This window comes from Paraburkholderia sp. IMGN_8 (assembly GCF_038050405.1).
Lineage (GTDB): Bacteria > Pseudomonadota > Gammaproteobacteria > Burkholderiales > Burkholderiaceae > Paraburkholderia.
Genome location: NZ_CP150901.1, coordinates 4107712 through 4129471, shown reverse-complemented (window position 1 = coordinate 4129471; position 21760 = coordinate 4107712). Strand labels below are relative to the sequence as shown.

The window sequence follows — 21760 nt, the reverse complement described above, 5'->3', positions numbered from 1 at the left end:
AGCGGTTCGTTCTTTACCAAGGCCAGGCACAAGTACGAGACGCGCCTTACCGCAGAGGGCAAGGCGGTCAACGACAAGGTTCGTATTGCTTAGCGGACATCCGGATTCACTGTTCGACGTCAGGCGGCTCCGTCGGGACATTTCAGGGCCTTCGCAAAGAAATCCGACGTGCCGACATTGCCGGACTTCGATGCAGACGCGAGCGGCATGTCGCCCATCGATTGCGTCGCCGATACGCCAGGATCGATATGCCAGCCGGTGCGCGTTTCGCTTTTCAGCTAGCCGGCACTCCGTTTCAACCGCTGGTCGAGAATTGCCACGGCGAGACCGACACCGCTTCCAGCGGTAGAACAGCCCAGCGACTATGCGGGCCGACACCGTGCCCGGCAGAGTCCTGGCGAGCGGTGTCGTCGTGCGCCTGACAGCGCAGGCGCGGGGAGCGCCGTGGAGGCAGCGTTGAAACGCGTATCCATAGAAGTGTGTACGCGGTGTCGGGCGATTACCGCGTCAGTGTGAGGAAAAGGTAGCCCAGATAGAGTAATCCATTCATCAGCAACGCCCGGACCGCCAGGCCGCCCGCTCGCGCGTTAATGCGCAACCAGGCAGCAGCAATCAGCGTGATGATGACGCCCGTTAGCACCTCCACACGCGGTTCCCATGGCGTCAGCATGATGCCGATGGCGGGTAGCAGCGTGCCCTGAAATACCATCGCTCCGGTGATGTTGCCGAATGCCAGCGTGTCCTTTTTGCGTCGAATCCACAGAATGCTGTTCACCTTCTCGGGCAGTTCCGTCGCAATGGGAATGATGATGAGCGACAGCAAGAGTGCCGATATACCAAGCGCATGCGACACACCTTCCACGCCGTGAATGAAGCCTTTGGCTCCACCGACAAGCAGCGCCACACCGACCGCCAGTTGCACGAGGATTGTCAGGAGGTTGGTCGGAACCCCAAGTCGCGCCAGAAACATGGTGCCCGGCGCCTCCGTGCCGTGTCCGCTTTCGACAAGCTTCTCCGATGCGCGGAATGTCATCACGACATACAGCACGTAGATACCGACCAGCCCGACGCTGAATAGCGCGCGCACGTACCACTCGTCATGCGGTACGAACATCGCCACAGCAGCGAGCCCGAACGCAGCAAGAAAATAGTTCATGTCGCGCACGAATCCGCTTCGCTCCGGCACGACGGACCCGCGCAAACCGCGCGTACGAACGATGGCCAGCGTCATCAGGAACGTGGTCAGTGTGGCCAACATCAGCGGCGCGCCCAGGATGGCGCCGACACCGATTTCTTCATTGACGCTCTTGCTCGATGTGCCGCCGGCCAGCGCGAGCAGCGGCACCATCGTCTCGGGCAGCGCGGTCCCCACAGCGGCAAACAGTGAGCCGGTCACGCCTTCAGAAATCTTGAGGCGCTCGCCCAGATGTTCCAGCGCGTTCGTGAATACCTCGGCTGCGACCAGGATGACGGCCAGCATGAGAACCAGTTCAAGGAACAGCTGCGTCATGCTGCACCTCCGCCTGAGCGAGTAGGCGCGAGCGCAAGACGAGTGGGGTTGAAGCGGGAAGTTGGGAAGCACATGGGCCCTCCGGGGTCGGACGTCGACAAACCATGGCGCATCCGCCGCCGTCCGACCAGGAACGACGCAATGCACCCATGGTCTCGCCAAACCGAACCGGCCGAGTGCGCCACGACCAAAGGCCGAGTATGTTGACGCGCTCTCCTTCCGGGGCGGAAGGAAGGCTACTCCCCAAAAGATGAAGCAGAGTCTAACGCAACCGCATTCTTTCAACAAGCTTTCCGTTGCGATGAATTGATATACCCCCCTACCCTATCCGATATATACTCCCCCACGGTATATCGGAGGTCATCAATGAGCCACACCATTCGCGAGAAACAGAAACTGCTCAACCGCGTCCGCCGCATCAAGGGACAGGTTGAAGCCATCGAACGAGCGCTGGAAGAGGAGCGCGGATGTGTCGACGTGCTGCAGCAAATCACGAGCTGTCGTGGGGCGATGAACGGCCTGCTGGCGGTCGTGCTCGAAGACCATATCCGCACCCATCTCGTGGACGCTGATACCAACGAAGAACCGGCCGGCAGTGCGACCGACCAGCTCATCGAAGTCGTCCATAGCTATTTCAAGTAGAGTCAAAAATGAGTGATTTCAAAGACGCCGCGTTCGGCGCGGGACATGACCACATCTTTCTGGGTGCTGGCCATGAGAAGAACGAGCGCAAGACGTGGGCGGTGATCGCGCTGTGCAGCGCGATGATGCTGATCGAAATCGTCGGTGGGAGTATGTTCGGGTCGCTTGCGCTCGTGGCCGACGGTCTCCATATGTCGACGCACGCAGGCGCCATGCTGATTGCCGCGCTCGCTTACACGTATGCACGCAGGCACGCCACCGATTCCCGCTTCGTGTTCGGTACCGGCAAGCTTGGCGATCTCGCCGGATTTACGAGCGCCATCGTGCTGGCAATGATTGCCGTGCTCATTGGCTACGAGGCGGTTGCGCGTTTTCTGTCACCCGTACCGATCCACTTCGGCGAAGCGATTCCCATCGCGGTGGTCGGCCTGCTGGTTAACCTGGCAAGCGTGTGGCTGCTGAGCGGCGGCGACCACGGACACAGCCATGGGCATAGCCACGAACACGGTCATGGTCACGACGACCATGCTCACGAAGACGAGGCGCAGAAGATTTTCGCGCCGCCCGGTGTGTTTGCCATCTCCATCTTCGAGGACGGCGTACCGCCCGTTTTCCGGATTACGCCGGCGACGGAGGGTTCACGACTGGACGCATCGGCAGTGTCCGTGACTACGGTGCGACCCGATGGCACGCAACAGGTATTCGCGCTGGCGGACCGTGGTGGCTATCTGGAATCGAAGGAAGACATTCCTGAGCCGCACGCCTTCAAAGCCATCGTGCGGATGCCGGACGGCGAGCACGAAGTCGAATTCGAAGAACATGAGCACGGCCACGACGCGCATGAGGCAGCGACCCGCGACCACAACATCCGGTCGGCCTACATTCACGTCATGGCCGATGCCGCGGTTTCCGTGCTGGCAATCATCGGTCTGGTGCTGGCGCGCGCGTTCGGCTGGCTGTGGATGGACCCGCTGGCGGGTGTCATCGGTGCACTCGTAATTGCAAACTGGTCCTACGGCTTGATGCGCGACACCGGCGCGATTCTGCTCGACATGAACTCCGACCGACGTATCGCGGAGAACGTGCGTCATGCTATCGAGGACCGTGGCGACAAGGTCGTCGACCTGCACGTATGGCGGGTGGGTCCGGGTCACATGAGCGCCGTGGTGTCGGTGGCAACAGGTGAACCCCAGCGGGACTCGCGCTTCTATCATGCCGTGCTCGAGCGCTTCAAGGGGCTCTCGCATGTCACTGTTGAAGTGCAACCTTCACAAGCGGCGGCCTGAACCATGGCAGTCAAGTCGCCGTGCATCGATGTGTGTGCCTTCGATGGCAAGAGCAAATTGTGCGTCGGGTGCTTTCGTACTCTCGATGAAATTCGAGGGTGGAAGAAGATGACCGACCACCGGCGCCATCAGGTGATTAACGACCGGGCGCGACGACAGGCCAAGCTGCAGCGAGAATCTCCAGTGTTATCGTCCGAACAACAGCGAACGCAGGACACCTGAATCGATGTGGAGCGCCGCCACCGCTTCATTCTGACGACTTACTTCTGTAACACCCTGCGCGATAGAATCGCACCCGCTCATTGGGGAGTAGCCGCCTCGAACGCAATGTTCGAGGGCGCACGTCAACATACTTGGCGAGTCGAAAGACCCGCTATGGCGTGCGCAGCTAGATGCCTGGCAAGACCGATGACACGCATTCCGACCTGACCGGGTCGCCGGAATGCGCGTCATCGCGTTCTTACAGCGCGGCCCGGGTACAAACAACCCATGCAATCCTTCATAGTCTCGACCAGTGTGGTCGGTCTCGCCGAAATTGGCGACAAAACTCAATTGCTATCCCTCGTGCTTGCTGCACGATATCGCAGGCCATGTTCACGGATCCGCACGGCTCGCCGGCGCAAACGGGCCGACTCGATCGCGCCTGTCAGATCTGAAGCGCATCGCCACCAACGCAACGCGATCCACCGCCGTCGATACGGTGAATCGCGCACGCCGCTCACGCTGACGCACAGCTGCGCACGTCTATCCGAGGTAGTCTTGCATCGCGCGAAAATGTGGACGCCGACGTGCAGCCGCCGTGACGACAGACGTCAGCACGTTGGCGAATCTTCACACTTCGCGCTGGTCGCCTATCCTTTGCCTTCAAGACGCTTGACTTCCTGTTGAGCGACATGCGCCACCATGGCCATGGCCGCTCTCTGAATGCCGATACCCCCGGGGCTGGCGACAAGCGTGGCGATCCGCTGGATCGCGACACCCAGCAGAATATCCAGTTCGGGTCCCCAGGGCGGAATATGTACGATATGCCCGCCCACGATTTCGTCGCCACCGCCGTCCTGAATGATGCCGTCCAGAATCTGGGCGACCTGCCCATACAGGCCGGGCGGAATCCTGACCTGTACACGGGCCGGCACGATGTCGGTCCAGAGTTCCTGGATACCGGTCCGAGTGTCCGTCCAGAGCGGATAGAATCCCCGCGTGCTGGCGTCCAGCCCGAAGTAGTCACCGATGAAGGTGACGTTGGAATCTCCATGCGACCACGGTGCGTCGATGGCCGGATCCCACGGCTGGTCTGTCACGGTGGCACGATCGAACGAGATCCCGCCATCAACCGACTGGGCGATGATCACATCGATGAGCGGTGTCGACGGCTTGGGTCCGAACTCGTAGAAGGCGCACCCGATCACGCCGCTGGGATCGATGACGATCTGCGGGTGAAAGTGCTGCAAATTCGAGGGTAGCGGTCCTGCCAGCAGCGGCGTTCCTGAGAGACCGGTGGGCCAGCTGGCGCCACCGTCTGGCGACACTGCGCAATAGATACGGGACACGCCCTGGCGGAAGTCCGCCCATGCCACGGCGACCGTGCTCCCGAAGACGCTGGCCGATGGGATCGTGAGCACGCGAAAGTTTCCGCCGGGAAACACCGGCCACCCATGAGGGGCAGGCAATCCGGCATTGAGTGTCGTCACGCCCGTGGCCGGCGATACCGCCGGCGCAAAACTGTCGCCTCCGTTCGTCGACACGATCATCTTGATCTCGCTTCCCGCGATCCAGACGATATAGATGTCACCGTTGGCCGCGACTCTTATGTCCGGTGAAAACGAATCATTGACGAGCACCGTGCCGGCGGGAGTCACGCCAGGTCCCGCACCGATCCAGGTCGCGCCATGGTCTGTGGTGCGAGCGAACCGCATGTCGGATCCGTCGTCCCAGACTGCATAGACACGGCCGCGAAACGGACTCGACGGATTCGTGTCTCCTGCCGCCCACTGCTTGTCATCGCCAACGCTGTTGTGGATCGGCAGCGGAGCGCTCCAGGTCTGTCCACCATCCGACGACTGGTAGATCACGATACCGACCGTGTCGAAGGTCGGCGGATTGTTGCCCGACAGACCGACCAGATAAACGTTTCCCACATCGTCCCAGGCAAGCGCAGGGTCGGTGAGAAGCGTAAAACCGGATAGCGTCAAGGCGGCCGAATCACGCCATGAGAGGCCACCATCCGTGGAGTATTCGGTGGCCAGAATGAAGTCGTAGTTGTGAATGTCCCGGAACTTCTTGGATCCCGCCACAATCTGTTTCGGGTTATTGGGATTGACGACGATATTGCTTTCGCTTCTCGCGTTGTTCACGCTCGAATCGTGCGTGACCTGGATATTCGACATGATCCCCCCTTATCGATAATTCGAAAGGTCGAGTGATTGTCCGCCGCGAAACCTCCATTCATGGTTCTGGTCACGAAGACGTGACCAGAACCATAACAAGGCCCCGGACGGTAACGACTGGCCAGTCGAGCCCGACAGCCCGGCTCGATCAACCCAGCTCGGAAAAGGTGCCTCGCAAAATCACGTGTAGTCAACGATGCAGGCAGGCCGATTTTGTAACGTGCACGTAGTAAGAGCGGGAGGCCGATGGTACGCGGCGTCATCACCCCTTTTTGCGCGCCGAAGAAGCACGTTGTTTCGGTTCGTGGCTCGCGTGCTCGACATGACCGCGAACGAGTTCCAGGGTAGCGCTGCCGGTGGTGACATGGCCGTCATTGCGCTGGAAGATCGTCAGCTTTGTCGGCGCGTCGAGATCGAATGCCGTGGGAAGCTTGACCGACAGCTTCAAGCGAACCGTCTGCCCTGGTTCAACCGCAAAGCCGACTCCTGCCACTCGATGGGTCAGGTTCCAATGCTTGCCAGTAAGCTTCGCGCCGTGCATGTGATTCCTGTCCGGTACAGGCGGCTTCTCTCCCTTCCTGGGCGGAAGCACTTCGAGAATCATCGGAACGTCGTCGAGCCTGTGGCCCTTTTGGACGATGACCTCGATGAGCTTTGCGTGACTGTACGGGCTGCCGATGATGAAGGGCAACTCGATCAGGCTCTCGGCGTCGGCGAAGACATGCGCATAGGACAGGTTGCGCTGACAGACGTTGTTGTCGCCCCAGAAGTAGCTGCCGTAGTCGCACGTACCGGGCGAGACCAGCAGTGGCGCACCATCAAGCCCGCCTGCGGAGTCGTTGTTGTCCCCGCGCGCCTCGGCCAGGAGGCATGGGTGCCAGGTGCCCTCCTGAGGAATCTGGGCGGCAGGCCAGCGAATGGGTCCGAAGATACGGGTGGCGCCCACCGCCAGATTCATCGGCGCACTCTCACCGAGGTACAGGTGCCTCTGCTGGACCGCAGCCGTCTGCCAGTCGCCCGGATACCAGTCCTGCGGATAACGAAACTCCAGCCCGGGCAGCGCATCGAGCGCGGGATAGTTGCCCACGGTGACCGCGAGCGTGACGTTCTCCGCCGGATTGGGCCCGAGGTTGGTGATCTTGCCGTAGATGAAATGATCCGTCACACCGTCGCGCAGCAGATCCTGATCGACCCAGACAGCGTTGCCGTCCTGCTGCCGGCGCACGATTAGATCCGGAGCCTCCCAATGATTGCCGGGTGACGGTACCGTACCAGTGTCGCTTGAGGAGTCTCGAATGTAGACGTTCGCGGGCCGGACCGCGACGCGCGCGGTGAACATTTCCTGGGTTCCGGTGCGAGTGTCCATCCAGAACGGGAAGAACCCGAGCGGGCTCGCGGCCAGACCGAAGTAATCGCCAATGAAGGTGACGTTAGGATCTCCGTGCGCCCAGACGGCATCCACTGTGGGGTCCCACGGCATCTCGGTCACGGTGGCCCGATCCACAAAGGTCGCCGCGTTGTCGGCCGACGCTGTCAGGACAACGTCGATCAGCGGTGTCGTGCCGCCTCCCTTCGGTCCGAAGAGATAGAAATCGCAGCCGACGTCTCCCTGGGGCGTGCAGGCAAGCTGCGGCTGGAACTCATGTTGATCGGGGGCAGAGACAGCGCCGCCGCTCATCAGCGGCATGCCGGAGCCACTGCCCGCCTGCCAGACGGCGCCGCCATTGTTGGAGCGCGCATAGTAGATGCGGGCGACTCCCTGTCGATAGTCGGCCCAGGCAACAACCAGGTCCGTCGCATTGACCCCAACACACGCCGTCGCGACCGTGGGCGTCCGGAACGACCCACCGGGTAGCTGGCCGGGCAAGCCCGTGATTCCGCTCGCAACGGTGGCCGGGTTCGAGAACGAATCCCCGCCATCGGTGGATTTGACGAACTGAATGTCGGTGCCGGCGATGAAGAAGATGTAGACGCTACTGTCCGCGGCCACGACGACCTGGGGTCCGAACGAGGCCGGCGCAAGCGACGTTCCGACCGGGTTCGCTCCGGTCCCGCGCCAGCTGGCCCCATAGTCGATCGTGCGCCCGAAGAGCATGCCACCCGGACCGTCCCAGGCGGCGTAAACACGGCCATGATACGGGCTGCCGGGATTGGTATCGCCTGCGGCCGACTGCTTGTCATCGCCAGGCGCTGAGTGAATGAGGTTCGGTGCAGACCAGGTCAAACCGCCGTCCGTAGACTTGTACACCGCTATGGCCATCGGCTCGGGTCCCTGAAACGGCAGAGCGACGAGATATGCGCCGCCGACATCATCGAAGGCGACCGTCGGATCCGAAACGCCGTCCCAGCCCGCGAGGAGCCCGAGGGGCGCAGCCTCCTGCCACGATCGGCCCGAGTCGAATGTCGAATACGCGGCGAGCGAGAACGCATAGGTGTGCGGGTCGGTGAATCGTTTGGACGACCCGACCATGTTGTACGGATTGGTCGGATTGACTTCTATCGTCGATTCACTTCGGTCATTGCTGGGGCTGGCATCGCAGGTGACGCGGATGTTGTATCTTGGTCCAAGAATCAGCGGGAGCATCGTTCCTCCTGGGTAACGCCATTGGCAGTAGCCTCTCCGTTCTCTTATCCACCTCGGGAAATGGTCTTGCATCCGTGGTCGACTCTCGGAGAGGGATCGGACTACGAATCCCCGTTGTTGTTAGCTCCAAGACGAACTGACCCGGCCAGATTCGCAGTCGACTACCTCAAATTTTTCGATGGCCCGGACGACCCTGATAGGGGAGCGGTGGTCAGTGGGCATCAAGCATGGTGCGGGCGTACTCGCGTACCATGTATAGCGTTTCGCGCCGGGCCAGCATGCGGCAGTCAACGGAGGGGCGACAACTGCAGTTCGGCCGTGGGTTTTCGAGACATGGCTGTCAGCGCTGAAACAGGGCTTTCGCGGTCAGGGCGGCTGCAGACACGTGAATGACTTGCATCGCCACCATTGTTCACTCCTTCAGCAGAAGCCCAACATCGGCCGCCATCGCATCGATGCTCGTCCCGGGGCTCATCAATAGACGCAAGTGGCCTGCCGAATCGAATACGTAGATCGCGCTACCGTGATCGACGCTGTAGTTGCCCTGCGCGTCGGCCTGCTGCGCGCGGTAGTAGAACTTGAACTCGCTGGCCAGGGCCACCGTGGTGTTCTCGTCGCCGTAGAGACCGAGAAAGCTCGGGTCGAACGCGGAAACGTATTGCGCCAGCACCTGCGGGGTATCACGCCTGGGATCGACAGTGATGAACAGGCCCTGCACCCGGCGGCCGTTTTCCCCCAGCTTGCTGCGCACCCCCGCCATCTCGGCCATGGTGGTCGGACACTGGTCAGGGCAATGGGTGTAGCCGAAGAAGAGCATTACTACTTTCCCCTTGAAGTCGGCGAGGCTCCGCGGTTTGCCAGTGTGATCGATCAAATGAAAATCGCGCCCCCAGCGGACGCCGGTGATGTCGGAGGACACGAATCGTGGCGATGTCGTTGAAGAGCCGGCGTGGTCGTCGCAGGCGACCAGTGCCAACGCCAGTACGACGGAAAGGACGCCCCGGGCGATATACAGGCGTCGGTCTGTCGGCAACTTACTCATGGGCTTTCGTCTCCTCTCCTGCGGTCCACGCCGGCAAGTAGCCTCGTATCAGCTGTAGCATTCGCGGGTCGTCCCACGTTGCGGGCCCCAGCTTGCGGCCCGCCTCGCGGCCGTTACGGTCGACCAGCAGGGTGATCGGAATGCCGGTCGTGATCAAGGCCGCCGCGTCGTGGAAGGTGTCCAGATACGGGTGCAGGTGATTAACGCGGGTCTCGCGAAAGAACGCTTGAACCACCGGCAAGCCGCCCGCGTCAACGGACACCGCGACGACTGCGAAGTGCGGTCCGCCCAGCGCTGCCTGTAGGCGGTCCAGCGTTGGCATCTCCTCAGCCCAGGTCCCGGCAGGCGGCCCAGCCTCGCGTCTTTACCGCGCTCTCCTTACGTCGACTCCGAGAGCGCTTCGCCAATCATCCGGTTCAGTTCGGGAAAATCGGCCTCTCCAAGAATGCGCTTGAGGACTCTGCCTTTCCCGTCGACGACGTACGTTGTTGGAGTGAGTTGCACGTTATGAAACTGCTGTGCAAGGCTGCCGTCCGCGTCCATCACTATCCTGAACGGCAGATGATGGGTCTCTGCGTAATTCCTGACATACAACGGCGGGTCATAGCTCATCGCCACTGCGACGAAGTCAAAGTGTTCGCCCCTGAACCGGTTGTAGGTCTGAATCATCTGCGGCATTTCCTTGATACAGGTTGCGCAACTCGTGGCCCAGAAATGGACCAGGTACACCTTGCCGCGCAGGTCAGCGGTACTCAGCTTTTGCCCCGACATCAACGTGAACGTCGCGTCGGGAACGGTTTCTGTCCTGCCCAGAGTCATATACGCCGCCGCGGCAAGGACGGCGATCGCGAGAGCCGCGAGGATCCCGCTAACTGAAAACCTGAACCTGCGAAGGCCAGCCATGATAAAACTCCCCACCAACAACCTGCCGGTCAACGTTTCGGGCTCCAGATGCCGGCAAACCGTACAGACCATCGCTGCGCAATGCATCTGGCACCGGATGACCGATGTTGCTGCTTACGCAGCCGGCGTTGCAGCGACCACGACTTGAGATCGAGCCCGCACCTGGACCGCCAATCGGGACTGCCGGCGCCCAGACCGTATTGCTGATCGTAATCGCCTCACGTCTTCTTTAAGTACGCGCTGCACCACCCTTTCGCGTTCACCAGCTTGCCCGCAAAAATCGTACAGGGCGCCGTTGCATTACCGGCCTTGCCCTGGAAGAACTGGCAGTTCGCACACGCCTGCCCTACCTGAAACTTCGGGTACTTCGCACGGTCGACCTTCCCTGCATCGGTTCTGTACCCGAGCGCCTGTGCATTCGCATCGGTCTCGAGGACTGGCGCGACCTCGGCCCATGCTTCGTGCGAGAGCACGAGCGACGACGCAACGCCCACTACACTGAGGATGAAACTACGGCGGGACGATTTCATGGTTTCACTCCAGATTACCTTCCACTGTTTTCGCTTCGCGACCGGATAGCGCAGTCGCGGAAGCGGGCGCCACCTCGTTACGTCTCGATCAGATAGTTGCGCATCAAACCGGTATCCTCGTGCTCCAGCATGTGGCAATGGTAGAGAAACATGCCTGCATAGTGCTCGAACCGGAGCAGCAACCGGACGCGCTCGCCGGGCATCAGCAGCACGGTGTCTTTCCACCCGTCGTCGACCAGTCCCGCAGCCACGGTGCGGTGCGCGGAAACGAAGTCCGGCAGTACGGTACGGCCGAGCACGCGGAACTGCAGGCCGTGGACATGCATCGAATGAGCCATCAGCATCATCGACTTCTCGTTACGGAATTCCCAGAGTTCCGCGCTGTTGCGCCTCACGGTTTCTGTCTTCGTCACGTTGTCCATGTCGAAGCTGCGCCCGTTGATCCCCCAGACCATCATCCCCATTGTGATGTTGAACACTTTCGGAGCTCGTGCATTGACCGCGTCCCGAGGCAAAGCCACCGGTAGCGACGCGAGCCGCTTTGGAAGTTCGGCCTTTGTATTCACGCGCTGTTCGACCCGGACCTTCAGGACGGGGAACGACGCACCGTTCGGTAGTGATGCATTACCCATCATGCCGCCCATTGCCATCTCGCCATCGAACGCCAGGCTTTGCAGCGTGAGTTCAGTTCCAATCGATCGCTGACTGAAATCCACCCAGATGTCCGCGCGTTCCGCGGGTGACAGCGTGACGTACGGACGCATCACCGGCCTCTCCAGCAGTCCACCGTCGGTACCGATAATCGCGAGAGGCGAGCGGTCGCTCCAGCCCAGCTTGTAGATGCGCGTGTTCGAGGCATTCAGCAGCCTCAGGCGATACGCGCGGGTCGCTACTGGCAACACGAAATCGGGCTTCCCGTTGACCAGAATCCGGTCGCCCAGGAAACCCATCATCCGCGCCATCATCTGCCCCATGCCATCACCACCCATCATGCCTCGACCCATCATCCCGCCGCCGCCCATCATCCCCGGCCCCATCATGCCGCCACCGCCCATCATGCCGCGTCCCATCATTCCGCCATCGCTGTCGGACAGGTACGTGAACTGGTTCTGGCCGTCCAGCACGCGGTCCTGAATCACCAGCGGTACATCGTACGCACCACTGGGCAAGCCGAGGGCTGCCTCCTCGTCATCTGCGACGATCAGGAGCCCGGCCTGGCCGAAGTAGATCTGCGCGCCGGCACGCCCGTCCGGGTGCGCATGGAACCAGTACGTCCCCGCCCGGTTGAGCACCTCAAACTCGTAGACGTAATGCTGGCCGGTCGCAATAGCATTGCGCGGATGCCCATCCATGGCTGCCGGCACGTACAGGCCGTGCCAGTGGATGATGGTCGGTTCGGGCAATTCGTTGACGAGGTCGATCCTCACTTTCTGACCGCGTTGCACGCGCAACACCGGCAGGTAACCGTTCGACAGGAAACCGAGACCGCCCGGATCGCCCTTCAAGACCTTGCCGTCGTAACGCCAGACGCGGGTGGGTTCTCCATGCAGGATCTGCACGTGGTCTTCCCTGGCGCGCAACTGGATCTCGAGGTCCGGAACGAACTGCGGATTCCTGGCACGTGGTTGCGCCCGGACGTCGCGCAGAGTCAGAAGCCCGGACGCACCGGCAGCAACAAGACAGGACAGAGCGGACGCCCGCAGAAAGGCACGCCGCGTTGCATCCTCCATTCGTAACATGTCGGTCTCCGTGCCCGCAAGGCTTCAGACTCGTTGATTGAACGTTCTACCCAGTCCGTCATTGACGGCAAGTCCTCCTTGCGGCTCAAGGCATCGCTTCAGACGAGGTGCTGATACGGAAGAACCTTTCGACGGGGAAAACTGCGACGACTCCGTCCCCGCCCGCGCCTGCGTGCGCGATGGCCGTGATCTCCCTGGCAAGGGCGTCGACATTCGTCTCCTGAGTGAAGATCTCGATCTTGATGTGCTCGGTCGTCCAGTCATTGGAAAACAGGTTCGGGTGTGCGCCGAATCCTTTGACCTTGCTGACCGTGACACCGTGGATGTGAATCGCGCCGAGCCGCCTTTCGAGCGTCTCCAGGATGTCAGACCTGAGGATGGCGACAACGCATCTGATTTCCATGATCTCCTCCTGAATAGCGGATGAATGAAGCGTTATTCATACTGCCTGGGCCAGCTTTGGTGGTCACCCTTTTGGTGCCCATTTGGCATCGACCGCGGCCTGAATTTTCCCGGCGTCCCGAACCCCGTTCCGCGTCATCTGATAGGCGATTTCCGCGGTGCCCTGGCACACCGCGCAGTCGACCGCCATCTTGTCTTCGAAGCATTGCAGGTTGGAGCGATGCACGCCGCGGTTTTCACAGCCACACCAGCAGTAGAGCTGGTTCAGTACCGCGGGTATCTGTGTCGCCACCCAGTAGGAGTGCCTGATGTCCTTGTCGGAAAACTGGTTCGGATCAAGAACGTGAGATGCGTCCGATCGTCCGCTTGGAATGATGCGCAATCCGTCCGGGCGCAGCATGCCAACCTGCCACGCTGGTTGACGACCGGGCGCTGCGGGCAAATCCGGTTTCGCGGTGACAAGCCGGAGCAGCCGGCGCCTCGTGATGAGAGGCAACAATGCGTACACGGCAGGCAAGACGGCGAGCGCGAGGATGAGCAGTGCCAGCAGACGCCATCTCCTGCCATCGGGGCGGTGTGTGGCGATGGGCGCCGAAGTTCCATGCGTGTTCGCCGTTTTCCTGCTGTGGTCTCGATGTTTCATGACAGCCTCTCCTCGGTCGACAGACCGCTATTGCGGCCTGACATGCATGGCCGCACCGCAGAACCGCATGCCATGCATCATGCTTACGTGTAAAACGGCCATGCCCGCCACGCCAAGCACAGCGATAAGGCCGATGACGGCGAAGATCACAATCACGACGTTCAGGAATCCAGATCTGCTAATCATGACTGCCTCCGCTACAGCCCCGGCGCGGGATAGCTTGACAAAGCGCCGTGGCACGCTATCCCGCCCATCCCGGAGCCTCCCTTGCGCTGCATTTCCGGCTGGGCTTTGGGGTGGGCGTCACTGCCTCCTGTCGCAGCCATGCTCAATCCGCTCGCACTCAACAGGAGCGCCGATAGCGGGGCGATGAGTAGAAATTTCGCGTTCATTTAATTCTCCAGACGTGGTGCGTTGGTTCGAATTGCGTCTTTCGGACGTGTCTATCTGATTGCGTGCGCGAACAGGACCCGCCTCACCGCAAGCGTGATAGAGGATGTACATGCGAGTCTCTGCTTCGGGCCGCCTGCGGCATGCACGTGCGCGAACCACCGCTCGAGTAGCGGGATCGTGACTCGACGATGGAGGATTACAGGGTCCGGGGGGGAGGCTGAAGCGGTTCTGGGATGAACTGCTCGGCGAGAAGAGGAATCGTTGCGCGGAACAAAGACGATGACGGAATGTCGAGCATCGCGCGCGTGGTCGGGAGGGCAGCCATACCGCACGAAAGACTGCCAGGATGACCATGGCACCCGAGCACCGCCCGGGCGGCATGCGCGGCAGCCTTCTGTGCACTGGCCGCCGTGCCGGTCATGGGCGAGGCGCTCATTGGTCGTTGCATGGCGGACGACGACATCTCTGGGCACACGGTCGCCTGCGAGGCATAACCGGCGAGTGGCAACCACGCGACGAGAAAGCAGGCGACGAATCGGGTCCAGAATTTCATGGATTCAGTATAGGCGCTGTGGCTGCACGTTGCCACGACGCGGCGACGGTCTCAACAGCGGTTTCATGAGCTACCGGTCCCATCGTTTGAGGTGCGTCAGGAACGCGTCGGCACCGACAAACCCTACCAACTGCGCGTCATCTTGCTCCTCACCGTTGCGGTCATAGAAAATCAGTGCGGGCGGCCCGAACAGGCCATAGTGCCGCAGCATCAGGATGTCCTCGGTGGTGCCCTTTGTCACATCAATCTTCAGCAGTTTCCAGTGCGCAAATTCATTCACCACTCGCGGGTCAGCGAAGGTGAAGCGTTCGAGTTCTTTGCAGGTGACGCACCAGTCCGCATAGAAATCCAGCATGACTGGCTGGCCACGCGCTGCCTTGAGCGCCTGGTCTAACTCGGCACTCGTCCGTACCATTTCAAACCGCGCCGTTGCACTTGCGTCCGCGTTTGCGCTCACCGGTGACGATACGCGCACCACGCCGCCGAGCGGTTTCAGAACGTCGAAGTTGCCCGATGCAACACCAATGAATTCAGCGACTCCGGCAACCAGCAACAATAGCCCGACTGCCTTGCCTATACGAACAACACCAGCCGCATCTGGCGGCAACGGGTCGATGGCGCGCAGCATCATGCCGCAGCCGGCCAGCAGCAACGCGATCAGTACCATCAGCAGCCAGTCTGGCAGTAGCGAATAAACGAACCACAGGGCTGCAGCCAGCAGCATGACACCTAGCGTGTCCTGCACCGCGACCATCCAGTGGCCCGACCTGGGCAGAACGTGCGCCCCGAACGTGCCAACCAGCAACAGCGGAAGACCGATTCCGACGCCCATCACATAGAGGGCCAGCGCTCCGCCGATCACGTCACGGCTATTGGCGATATACAGTAGCGCGCCCGCCAGTGCCGGTGTGGAGCACGGCCCGACAATCAGCGCGGAGAGCATGCCCATCACGAACACCGGAACAATCCGGCCCCGGGGCAGACGATTGCTCCATTCGGTCAGGCGAGTCTGCGCGCTTGCGGGTAACTGCAGTCGGAACACCCCGAACATGGCAAGTGCAAAGAGCACCATGAGCACGCCGAAGCCGGCCAGTACCCAGGGTTTCTGCGTCAGTGTCACCAACGGAATGCCGGCAAGCGCCGCAACGGTGCCTGCCAGCGCATAGGTCAGCGCGAGTCCTTGCACATAGGTGAACGACAACGCGAAGCCACGCCACCGGTGCGGTAGGTCCCGGGTGCCACCGATAACGGCGGTCACGATCGGGATCAGCGGATACATGCACACCGTGCCCGCCATCAACAGGCCGGCCAGGAGGAAGCCCAGTAATTCAGGTACACCAAGACCGTTCGCCGGTCGCAGATTCAGACCGAAAACAGTAAGCCTCCGATTTTCACCGGCAACTGTGGTTTCACCCGAGCCTGTCGTTGTCGTTGCCGTTGCGGTCCCGTCCTGCACGATGGCGGTGACGGTCCCGTCGGCCGCGATCCGGTAGGTCCGCGCCAGCGGGGGATAACACACGCCAAGGTCCGAGCAGCCCTGCGACGTGACGGAAAGCACGATGCCCGATGCGATGACATGAGGAAGAGGAAGCTGTAGTTGCACTGGCCGGTGATAAACCTGCACCACCCCGAACGTCGGGTCATTCTTCGATTCTGACGCCGGCATCCCGGCCGGCTTCACGGGCACGCCATCCACCGCGAAGCTGAAGCGGTCGCGATACAGGTAGTACCCCGGTTTTGTACCGAAATCGAGCGTCACCTGCTGCGGCCCGCTGAGGCTGACCTTCAGTGGGAAGGCATCACGGGGTGGCAGCAGATCGGACTCGCTCACTGCATGCGCAGCGAATGGAGCGAGCACAAGCAGAAAGGCGAACACCATGCGCAACGCCCGATTCAGCGTTTCCGCGAGACAGCGAGTGCCGCGGCTTGTACTGGATGATGTCATTCGCATGGCAATGCTCCTACGCAAGACGTGAGCGAAAACGCGACCCCAGGCCCGCCGTTACGAGACGGACCTGGGGTGATGGCGTCAGCGCCCTATCACTGCTGTTTTTCCAGTTTCACGATGGTCAGCGTGCCATTGACGCTTTCAACGCGGACCTTGACCTTCTCACCTTCCTTGACCTGCTTGACCATCGCAGCGTCCTTCGCCTTGAATGCCATCGTCATCGGCGGCATGCCAACGTTGTTCAACGCGCCGTGCTTCAGCGTCACCATGCCGGTCGACGGGTCGACCTTCTTGACCACCGCGTCAGTGAGTGCGGTGTCTGTCGATGAAGCTGTGTCCATGGCACCTGTCTTCATTTTCATACCCGCCATATCGTCGGCTGCCAGCGCGGTGCCGGCAAACGCAGTAGCTGTACAGACCATAGCGGATACGATAATCAACTTCTTCATTGGTTTTCTCCAGGGAGGGTTTGCGGCACGGACGTGCCAATTGGTACTGCATGAGGTTGAGACGCTTTTTTGGTACGGATAACGCGACGGCGTTGCAGCAGCAGCCAGGCTGCCGGAATGATGAGCATCGACAGGAGCGGCGCGGTCACCATCCCACCCACCATCGGCGCGGCGATACGCTGCATGACTTCGGACCCGGCACCATGGCCCAGCATGATCGGAATGAGGCCCGCCAGCACCACCGCGACCGTCATGGCCTTCGGTCTGACCCGCAGCACGGCGCCCTCACGAATAGCGTCCACGAGTGTCGCCTCCGTGAATGGCTCGCCTCGCTCAAGCCGACTGTTGAGCGCCCCCTTCAGGTACAGGAGCATCACGACCCCAAACTCGGCCGCGACCCCTGAGAGTGCGATGAATCCTACGGCCGTCGCGACAGACACGGCGTGACCGAGAATCCAGATCAGCCAGAAGCCGCCGACCAGCGCGAAGGGCACGGTCGACATCAGCAGGAGCGCGTCGGCCGCCGAGTTGAAGGTCAGGAAGAGCAGCACGAAGATGACCACGAGCGTGACCGGAATCACGGTACGCAACTTGGCTGCCGCGCGTTCGAGGTACTCGAACTGGCCGGACCAGGCGATCGAATAGCCAGGCGGCAATACGACGTTCTGCGATACGGCCTGCTGCATCGCCTTCACTGCCGATTGCAGGTCTGTATCGCGAATGTCGACGTAGACATAGCCCGACAGCCGCGCATTTTCACTACGGATCATGGGTGGGCCATCGGCAATCCTGATGACAGCTACGTCGCCCAGCGTGATCTGCGCGCCCCGGTCCGTGACCACCGGCAACTGGCGCAGATTGTCGACCGAGTCCCGGACCTCGCGTGGATAGCGGATATTGATCGGAAAACGCTCGCGACCCGCGATGACCTCGCCGACGTTGTCGCCGCCGACCGCCGACGACACGACCGACTGGATGTCAGCAACCGACATCCCGTAGCGGGCGGCCGCCAGCCGGTCGATGTCGACGTCGACGTAGTGCCCGCCGTTCAGGCGTTCCGCAAGCGCCGACGTGACGCCTGGAACGTTCTTCACCGCAGCCTCCACCTGTGTGGCGATCCTGTCGATCTGTCCGAGATCCGCGCCGGAAATCTTGACCCCCACGGGCGTCTTGATGCCGGTCGACAGCATGTCCAGCCGGTTGCGGATCGGCGGCACCCAGACGTTCGACAGACCTGGAATTTTCACCCGTGCATCGAGTTCATCGACCAGCTTCTCAGGCGTCATGCCTGGGCGCCATTCACTACGTGGCTTGAACTGGATAGTGGTCTCGAACATCTCGAACGGCGCCGGGTCGGTCGCCGTGTCCGCGCGGCCTGACTTGCCGAATACGGTTGCCACTTCCGGCACGGTCTTGATCAGGCGGTCCGTCTGCTGCAGCAGTTCGGCCGCCTTGTCTGCCGAGATACCCGGTAGCGCCGTCGGCATGTAGAGCAGGTCGCCCTCGTCGAGCGGCGGCATGAACTCGCCACCGAGCCGCGACACGGGAATCAGCGTGATGGCAAGCGCGACGACCGCCAGCCCAATCGCGACCCACGGCCGGCGCAGCGTCGCTTCGAGCAGCGGTCTGTACAGTCGAATCAGTACGCGGTTGATCGGATTGGCGTTCTCGTGTGGGATCCGGCCGCGAATGAGGTAGCCCATCAGCACCGGCACAAGCGTCACCGACAGGCCAGCCGCAGCGGCAATCGTGTACGTCTTGGTAAATGCCAGTGGCGAAAAGAGCTTCCCTTCCTGTCCTTCCAGCGAGAACACCGGGATGAACGACAGCGTGATGATGAGCAGCGAGAAGAACAATGCCGGCCCTACCTCTGCCGCCGATGTCGCGATGAGCTCCCAGCGCTGTGTCGTCGTGATAGGTTCGCCCGGATGGTCGTGGTCGTACGCTTCAAGGTGCTTGTGAGCGTTCTCAATCATCACGATGGCGGCGTCGATCATCGCGCCTATGGCAATCGCAATGCCGCCCAGTGACATAAGGTTCGCGTTGACGCCCTGATAGCGCATCACGATGAACGCAGCCAGCACGCCCAACGGCAGCGACAGGATCGCAACGAAAGCACTGCGCAAGTGGAACAGGAACACCGCGCACACGAGCCCGACGATGATGAACTCCTCGATGAGCTTGTCCTTGAGGTTGTCGACCGCGCGTTCGATGAGCTGGGAGCGGTCGTAAGTCGTCACAACTTCCACGCCAGCCGGCAATGACCGCTTCAGGTCAGCCAGTTTCGCTTTCACCGCGTCGATAGTCGTCAGCGCGTTCTTGCCGGAACGCATCACGATCACGCCACCCGCGACTTCGCCTTCGCCGTTCAGCTCGGCGATGCCGCGGCGCATCTCTGGCCCGATCTGGATGCGAGCAACATCCCCCAGCAGCACCGGCGTGCCCGTGTCGTTGGTGCGCAGCACGATGTTGCGGAAGTCATCTAGTGAACGGAGATACCCGGACGACCGAACCATGTACTCGGACTCGGCCAGTTCCACCACCGAGCCACCCGACTCCTGGTTGGCCTTGCCGAGCGCGTCCGCGACGGCGGCTTGCGTCAGGTTGTAGGCTCGCAGCTTGTCCGGGTCAAGGACGACCTGGTATTGCCGCACCATGCCGCCGATACTTGCGACTTCGGAGACGTCCGGCACTGACTTCAGTTCGAACTTCAGGAACCAGTCATTCAGTGCACGCAGTTGTCCGAGGTCGTGCTGTCCGGTCCTGTCGACAAGTGCATACTCGTACACCCAGCCCACACCGGTCGCGTCGGGCCCAAGCGAAACGGTCGCGCCCTGCGGCAGGCGGCTCTGCACCTGGTTCAGGTATTCGAGTACCCGCGAGCGTGCCCAGTACTGGTCCGTCTTGTCGTCGAACAGCACGTAGACAAATGCATCGCCGAACGACGAATACGCGCGGATCGTTTTCGCGCCCGGCACACCGAGCAGTGTCGTCGTGAGCGGATAGGTCACCTGATCTTCAATGACCTGCGGCGCCTTGCCGGGATACGACGCCTTGATAATGACCTGCGTGTCCGACAGGTCGGGCAGCGCATCGAGCGGTGTCTGCGTCACGGAATACACGCCCCAGGCGGTAACGAGCAGGGTCGCGAGCAGCACCAGAAACCGGTTGTGGATCGACCAGCGAATCAGGCGGGCAATCATTTGGCACCTCCCGCTGGTTCGACCTTCGTCAACTGGTATCCGTCATCCGATTGCCTGAAGACGAAGTGCACGACCTCGCCCGGCTTCACGTCCGGGAAGGCAGTCGGCGATGGCTTGCCAAACGTCATCGTCATCGCGCCCCAGCCCAGTGCCGGCACGGGTTGGTGCGAGAACGTGATGTCACCGGGCGTAACCTTTTCAACCTTGCCGGTCGTTTCGTAGGTTTGAGCAGCGGTCGCGGCAGCGCCGGCGGCGGGCACCGCGGCGGACGTTGCAGACGCTGCGCCGCTGGGCGCGGCGGCGCCTTCCAGTTTCGGCAGCACGGACTTCAAGCTCGCTTCGGAGTCGATCAGGAACTGACCCGATGCGACGACCTGCTGGCCTTCCGTCAGACCGCCAGTCACTTCCGTGCTGTCTCCGGCATCGTTGCCGATCGTGACTGCAACGGGTTGCAGCCGACCGTCGCTGTTCCTGGCGATCACGACGGACCGCTTGCCGGTGGTAATTACCGCTTCCGAAGGTACGAGAAGGCGCGACACAGGTTTCGCTGCTCCGATACGCGCGCGCATCAGCATCCCCGGCGTCAGCTTCAGCCCGGCATTGTCGATTTCGAGACGCGCCTGCAGCGTTCGGCTGCTCGTGCTGATGCCCGGCAGGATTTCGCGGATGTGTCCCGTGAAATGTTGTGCCGGGTCACCGGCAAACACCGCGTCCACAGTCATCCCGGGCCGCACTTGAAGGGCCAGCGCCTCGGGTACTTCGACGATGAGCCATAGTCTGCTCAGCCCAGATACCTTGGCCAGCGTCTGGCCGGGCGACACCATCGCGCCATCGCGCACATTGAGTTCGGTCAGCACGCCGGTTTCCGGCGCGGACAGCGTGACGTGCGTCTGCGCCTTGCCGGTCCGGTCGAGACTGGCAATGACGCCCTCCGGAATCGACATTGCCCGCATCCGCGCCCGGGAAGCGGCCAGCATGCTGTCATCCATGCCGCCGTGCTTCAGCGCCAGATATTCCTCCTGCGGCGCCAGCCAGTCGGGAACGAAGAGCGACGCGATGGGCGCGCCCTTCGCCACGCGCTGCATCGGGGCGCTCGCGTACAGACGGTCGATGTAGCCCGTCACCCGCGACTGGACGACGTCCGCCATAGACTCATCGAACTGCGTCGTACCCACCGCATCGAAACTTTCTGCCGTGTCCTGCCGCCGTACCGTCGCGTATCGAATGCCCAGATTCTGCTGCAATCCCGCGTCAATCCTGATGCCGCTCGACCCGCCTTCGTCCGCATAGACCGGCTCGAGCTGCATGTTCATGAAAGGCGACTTGCCCGGCTTGTCGAAATGCTGGTTCGGCACCATCGGATCGTGCCAGTACAGCACCTTCCGGCCACTCTTCGGATCGATTTTGTCGCTGGACGATGTAGCCGCAACAGCGCTTGCGCCACCCATCGCCTCGCGATGCGTGCCTGCAACATAACCTGCACCCACGAGCACGGCAGCGGCAAACACAGCCAGAACCGCGCGCGCCAGTTGTTTCTTTTCCATAG

General features: G+C 61.6%; 20 protein-coding genes, 1 pseudogene and 2 riboswitches. Of the genes and pseudogenes, 5 read left to right on the top strand and 16 right to left on the bottom strand.

The genetic code is table 11. From position 1 onward, the window contains the following. Positions 1–499: 499 nt before the first annotated feature. On the bottom strand, positions 500–1510 hold the full coding sequence (locus WN982_RS39660; RefSeq protein ID WP_341317399.1) for a sodium:calcium antiporter: 1011 nt from the start codon (positions 1508–1510) through the stop codon (positions 500–502). An 81-nt stretch (positions 1511–1591) separates the two neighbouring features. Beyond that, positions 1592–1763: riboswitch (yybP-ykoY riboswitch) on the bottom strand. Positions 1764–1876: 113 nt separating this feature from the next. Here WN982_RS39660 and WN982_RS39655 point away from each other — a divergent pair. The 4 genes and pseudogenes from WN982_RS39655 to WN982_RS39640 form a co-directional block, all read left to right on the top strand. Continuing rightward, positions 1877–2152, top strand: coding sequence for a metal/formaldehyde-sensitive transcriptional repressor (locus WN982_RS39655; protein ID WP_207003354.1), 276 nt, complete (start codon positions 1877–1879; stop codon positions 2150–2152). Between the two features lie 8 nt (positions 2153–2160). After that, positions 2161–3438, top strand: a complete 1278-nt coding sequence (gene dmeF, locus WN982_RS39650; RefSeq protein WP_341317398.1) for a CDF family Co(II)/Ni(II) efflux transporter DmeF — start codon at positions 2161–2163, stop codon at positions 3436–3438. A 3-nt stretch (positions 3439–3441) separates the two neighbouring features. Further along, the gene (locus WN982_RS39645) at positions 3442–3660 is read left to right on the top strand and encodes a DUF1289 domain-containing protein (protein ID WP_341317397.1); all 219 of its coding nucleotides are present in this window, start codon (positions 3442–3444) and stop codon (positions 3658–3660) included. A gap of 70 nt (positions 3661–3730) precedes the next feature. Further along, positions 3731–3919, top strand: a riboswitch (yybP-ykoY riboswitch). An 8-nt stretch (positions 3920–3927) separates the two neighbouring features. Continuing rightward, positions 3928–4029: pseudogene (locus tag WN982_RS39640) on the top strand (TMEM165/GDT1 family protein); the annotation flags it as partial. Between the two features lie 260 nt (positions 4030–4289). Here WN982_RS39640 and WN982_RS39635 read toward each other — a convergent pair. The 5 genes from WN982_RS39635 to WN982_RS39615 all read right to left on the bottom strand — a co-directional run bounded on the left by WN982_RS39635 (position 4290) and on the right by WN982_RS39615 (position 10354). Continuing rightward, on the bottom strand, positions 4290–5792 hold the full coding sequence (locus WN982_RS39635; protein ID WP_341317396.1) for a sialidase family protein: 1503 nt from the start codon (positions 5790–5792) through the stop codon (positions 4290–4292). 295 nt (positions 5793–6087) lie between these two features. Further along, on the bottom strand, positions 6088–8409 hold the full coding sequence (locus WN982_RS39630) for a sialidase family protein (protein WP_341317395.1): 2322 nt from the start codon (positions 8407–8409) through the stop codon (positions 6088–6090). Positions 8410–8821: 412 nt separating this feature from the next. Then, entirely contained in the window at positions 8822–9451 is a 630-nt protein-coding gene (locus WN982_RS39625; RefSeq protein ID WP_341317394.1) for an SCO family protein, read from the bottom strand. Beyond that, a complete protein-coding gene (locus WN982_RS39620; protein ID WP_341317393.1) occupies positions 9444–9773 on the bottom strand; it encodes a TlpA disulfide reductase family protein in 330 nt (109 codons plus the stop codon). Before WN982_RS39620 ends, WN982_RS39625 begins: the two co-directional genes overlap by 8 nt. 56 nt (positions 9774–9829) lie before the next feature. Next, complete coding sequence (locus tag WN982_RS39615) at positions 9830–10354, bottom strand: TlpA disulfide reductase family protein (protein ID WP_341317392.1); 525 nt, start codon at positions 10352–10354, stop codon at positions 9830–9832. On the opposite strand from WN982_RS39615, the gene WN982_RS39610 reads away from it, so the two are divergent. Then, a complete protein-coding gene (locus WN982_RS39610) occupies positions 10353–10502 on the top strand; it encodes a hypothetical protein (RefSeq protein WP_341317391.1) in 150 nt (49 codons plus the stop codon). The two genes, WN982_RS39615 and WN982_RS39610, sit on opposite strands and share 2 nt — an antisense overlap. Positions 10503–10572: 70 nt before the next feature. On the opposite strand, the gene WN982_RS39605 is transcribed toward WN982_RS39610, so the two are convergent. From WN982_RS39605 to WN982_RS39560, 10 genes are all read right to left on the bottom strand, one after another. After that, positions 10573–10884, bottom strand: coding sequence for a high-potential iron-sulfur protein (locus WN982_RS39605; protein ID WP_341317390.1), 312 nt, complete (start codon positions 10882–10884; stop codon positions 10573–10575). A gap of 77 nt (positions 10885–10961) precedes the next feature. After that, on the bottom strand, positions 10962–12623 hold the full coding sequence (locus tag WN982_RS39600; RefSeq protein ID WP_341317389.1) for a multicopper oxidase domain-containing protein: 1662 nt from the start codon (positions 12621–12623) through the stop codon (positions 10962–10964). Between the two features lie 85 nt (positions 12624–12708). Continuing rightward, on the bottom strand, positions 12709–13026 hold the full coding sequence (locus WN982_RS39595; protein WP_341317388.1) for a P-II family nitrogen regulator: 318 nt from the start codon (positions 13024–13026) through the stop codon (positions 12709–12711). Positions 13027–13089: 63 nt separating this feature from the next. Continuing rightward, positions 13090–13668 carry a PCYCGC motif-containing (lipo)protein gene (locus WN982_RS39590; RefSeq protein ID WP_341317387.1) on the bottom strand — a complete coding sequence of 193 codons (579 nt, stop codon included), beginning with the start codon at positions 13666–13668 and terminating at the stop codon, positions 13090–13092. Positions 13669–13695: 27 nt separating this feature from the next. Continuing rightward, entirely contained in the window at positions 13696–13854 is a 159-nt protein-coding gene (locus WN982_RS39585; RefSeq protein WP_341317386.1) for a hypothetical protein, read from the bottom strand. Positions 13855–14257: 403 nt separating this feature from the next. Further along, positions 14258–14614 carry a hypothetical protein gene (locus WN982_RS39580; RefSeq protein WP_341317385.1) on the bottom strand — a complete coding sequence of 119 codons (357 nt, stop codon included), beginning with the start codon at positions 14612–14614 and terminating at the stop codon, positions 14258–14260. Between the two features lie 70 nt (positions 14615–14684). Next, on the bottom strand, positions 14685–16493 hold the full coding sequence (dsbD, locus tag WN982_RS39575; RefSeq protein ID WP_341317384.1) for a protein-disulfide reductase DsbD: 1809 nt from the start codon (positions 16491–16493) through the stop codon (positions 14685–14687). Positions 16494–16654: 161 nt separating this feature from the next. Next, positions 16655–17011 (bottom strand): copper-binding protein, encoded by a 357-nt coding sequence (locus tag WN982_RS39570; protein ID WP_341317383.1) that lies wholly within the window; start codon positions 17009–17011, stop codon positions 16655–16657. Then, positions 17008–20214: an efflux RND transporter permease subunit gene (locus tag WN982_RS39565; protein WP_341317382.1), complete on the bottom strand. Its 3207-nt coding sequence runs from the start codon at positions 20212–20214 to the stop codon at positions 17008–17010. Before WN982_RS39565 ends, WN982_RS39570 begins: the two co-directional genes overlap by 4 nt. Beyond that, a complete protein-coding gene (locus WN982_RS39560; RefSeq protein WP_341317381.1) occupies positions 20211–21758 on the bottom strand; it encodes an efflux RND transporter periplasmic adaptor subunit in 1548 nt (515 codons plus the stop codon). The genes WN982_RS39565 and WN982_RS39560 overlap by 4 nt, the downstream gene beginning before the upstream one ends. Positions 21759–21760: the final 2 nt, after the last annotated feature.